This window comes from Vibrio sp. AIC-3 (assembly GCF_013114515.1).
In the GTDB taxonomy this organism is placed as follows: domain Bacteria; phylum Pseudomonadota; class Gammaproteobacteria; order Enterobacterales; family Vibrionaceae; genus Vibrio; species Vibrio crassostreae_C.
In genome coordinates this window covers 1-2,931 of the sequence record NZ_VTXG01000060.1, presented here as the reverse complement: position 1 = coordinate 2,931, position 2,931 = coordinate 1, and the positions used below count along the sequence as shown (strand labels likewise).

2 protein-coding genes, 1 pseudogene and 1 riboswitch are annotated in these 2,931 nt (G+C 43.2%); of the genes and pseudogenes, 1 reads left to right on the top strand and 2 read right to left on the bottom strand.

Annotation, left to right across the window (positions count from 1 at the left end; all coding sequences use genetic code 11):
• The first annotated feature begins 234 nt into the window (after positions 1–234).
• Complete coding sequence (locus tag F0229_RS21540; protein ID WP_136979510.1) at positions 235–897, top strand: DUF2057 family protein; 663 nt, start codon at positions 235–237, stop codon at positions 895–897.
• A 179-nt stretch (positions 898–1,076) separates the two neighbouring features.
• On the opposite strand, the gene F0229_RS21535 is transcribed toward F0229_RS21540, so the two are convergent.
• Positions 1,077–2,099, bottom strand: a complete 1,023-nt coding sequence (locus tag F0229_RS21535; RefSeq protein ID WP_171733682.1) for an adenosine deaminase — start codon at positions 2,097–2,099, stop codon at positions 1,077–1,079.
• A gap of 90 nt (positions 2,100–2,189) precedes the next feature.
• Positions 2,190–2,289, bottom strand: a riboswitch (purine riboswitch).
• A gap of 75 nt (positions 2,290–2,364) precedes the next feature.
• Positions 2,365–2,829: pseudogene (locus F0229_RS21530) on the bottom strand (GNAT family N-acetyltransferase); the annotation flags it as partial.
• Positions 2,830–2,931 lie beyond the last annotated feature (102 nt).

Sequence of the window (2,931 nt, the reverse complement as noted above, 5' to 3'; positions counted from 1 at the left end):
GTTCTTGGCATGGTATTGGTTATGGTTTTACTTTTGGCGAAGCAAATTATAACTCTTTACCATGCTGTTCAAAAAACACTCACGAAAGATCAACACGCCCTAGTCAATGTGAACCTTAATATATGACCGTTGCGTTAAGATTTCGCAAATTTTTTCAAATCCTTATGACATGACTTGAATTGGAGTTCTTACCATGCGATTGTAGTTCAACTGCCCATAAACAACTGTATGATTATGAAAACATTAAAATCCATCGCGCTGCTTTCCACAATTATCGCAGCGCCACAAGTGTTAGCTGACGTAACAATTGAAGTTCCTTCTAGCGCAGATGCTTTAGTCGAAGTCTTAGCTGTTAATGAGGCTAAACCTGATCTCGACGGTGGTTTCTTCTCTTCGAGCAAAACGATCACCGTTCCAGATGGCGTAAACCAAATCGTTTTCAAATATCAACTGGCTTTCAGCCAAGGTAACGACCGAGAGTTTGTCGATAGCGATACCATTATTGCTACTTTTGATGCGACAGACACAGCATTGACGTTTGACATGCCTAAGTTCCGTAACACCAACGAAGCGAAAAAAGGCCTTCAAAACTTAGATTGGAAACTGGTTGATGAAAACCAAAATGCAATCAGTGTTAAGCAAGACAAACTTATCAAAGATGGCATGCAGATTGGTCGTAAGTACCCGCAAGAAGCGAAGGAGTACAACCAGAAAGGCGGCATCGCAGCACTTACAGTAGGTGCTAGCGCGGGCGCAGCAGTTGTAGCACAACCCGTAACGCTTCCAGCAAAGATTGACGGAAATGCGGCGAATACAGCTGAAGAAATGTTGTATTTCTGGTACGAAAAAGCGGATGCTGAAACGAAGCAGAAATTCAAAGACTACGTGAACAAGTAGCTCAATGGTCTTAATTTAAAAACGAAAGAAGCTGGCGCACTGCCAACTTCTTTTTTGTCTTCATCTAGATGATTTAGGCTTATAGAGATTAAGCAGACTCAGTCGATAACACTTTACCATCCACTTTAGTTGGCCATCCTAGCGCTTTATACTCAGCTGCTAGTAAATGGGCACAGCGGCTAGAAATTCTGGTCAAAATCAGCTTTAGCTAAGTAACCTTGAACAAGCTCTCGATATTGCTGCTTCAATGGCGCTTCAATAAAGCTCGCGTCTATCGCATTCAAACTAAACAGCGCTAACTCCTGATGCGTCATCTCATGAGCTTTGCTCACCGCATTAAAGTTATCCGACATGTAACCACCAAAATAAGCAGGGTCATCCGAGTTAATCGTTACAGCCACACCCTTTCTGAGCAGTTCGACAATGTTGTGGTCTTCCATCACATCGAATACACGCAATTTAATATTCGACAGTGGGCACACCGTCAGTGGCATTTTGGTTTCAATCAGCTCTTCGATTAGAGCTTCGTCTGTCATGCACTGGACACCATGATCCACTCGACTCACGCTGAGCATTTCAATCGCATCGACAATGTTTTGAGCCGGCCCTTCTTCTCCTGCATGCGCCACCGTCAAGAAGCCCGCTTGTTTTGCTTGTTGGAATACACGCTTGAACTTCTCTGGTGGGTGTCCTAATTCAGAAGAGTCCAGTCCAACCCCGACGATCTTATCTTGATGATTCAATACCTCTGCGAACGTTTGAATGGCGCTCTCTTCAGATAAATGGCGCAGAAAACATGCGATGATTTGAGAGGTAATGCCCAACTCTTTATGACCCTGTTCAAGCGCACGATGAATGCCATTAATAGCGGTATCGAATGCAATGCTACGATCGGTATGTGTCTGAGGATCAAAGAAAATCTCAGTATGGATAACATTGTCGGCTTTACAGCGTTCTAGATAAGCCCATGTTAAGTCGTAGAAATCCTGTTCTGTGCGCAGTGCATCAGCACCTTGATAATAGATATCCAGAAATGACTGTAAATCATCAAATTCGTATGCGCGTCTTAGTTGCTCTGGGGATGAATAAGGCAGCTCAATGCCATTGCGTTGAGCAAGCTGGAAAAGTAACTCAGGTTCGAGCGAACCTTCAATGTGTAAATGCAACTCTACTTTTGGGAGCCCTTGAATAAATGCGTTCATATTTCACCTACTATGGATTTTAGGTGTGCGCTTACTCTGAATAATAGACAGGAGGTTTTCTTGAACGCCATTACAAAGAGTAAGAACACAATTGTGATCTAAACCCTTCGTAATCAGCACTTTGCGGGAGCTGGTAGAGACCCCCAAACCATATCATTGGGGTTATACGAAGCAAACGGTTGCTACTATACAGAGTTTAATGGGAATTTCACTAATCAATTGCTCATTAACCGATTTCTAAAGCAGGAACCTGTTTGGTTCGATCTCAACGGTAATCTGGTCGTATTCTCGACATCAGCAACATATCGATGTACTTACCCGCTTTGAACGTACTGAGTCTTTTTGTGCCTTCTAACTGAAAGCCTACACGTTCATACAAAGCAATAGCGGCGTGGTTATCGGCATGAACCTCTAACTCAAGACGCACGAGATTAAGCCAGTTATCCGCCTGATTGATCGCTTCTTGCATTAACGCCTTACCGACCCCTTTACCATGCATATCTGGGTGAATAGCAATACCAAGACCAGCGCAGTGCCTGTCTCTTACCTTGGTGGTCATGAATAAAGTAATGTGACCCACTACTTTGCCGGAGACTTCCGCAACCAGAGTGAAATGGTCTGAATGACCAAACAGTCGCTCCACTTGTTCAGAACTAAGATAAGGCTTTTGTGAGGTGTTTTCTGAAACTGAAGGGCGGCGATAAATATCGAAAACATCTTGGCTATCCGTTGCTCATAGACAGGATCTTAAGAGCTAACTTGTTTATTTAGATAGAAAAAAGGCTTCATTTATGATCAGATAATCGTCGCCAAACAAACTACCTACATCAAT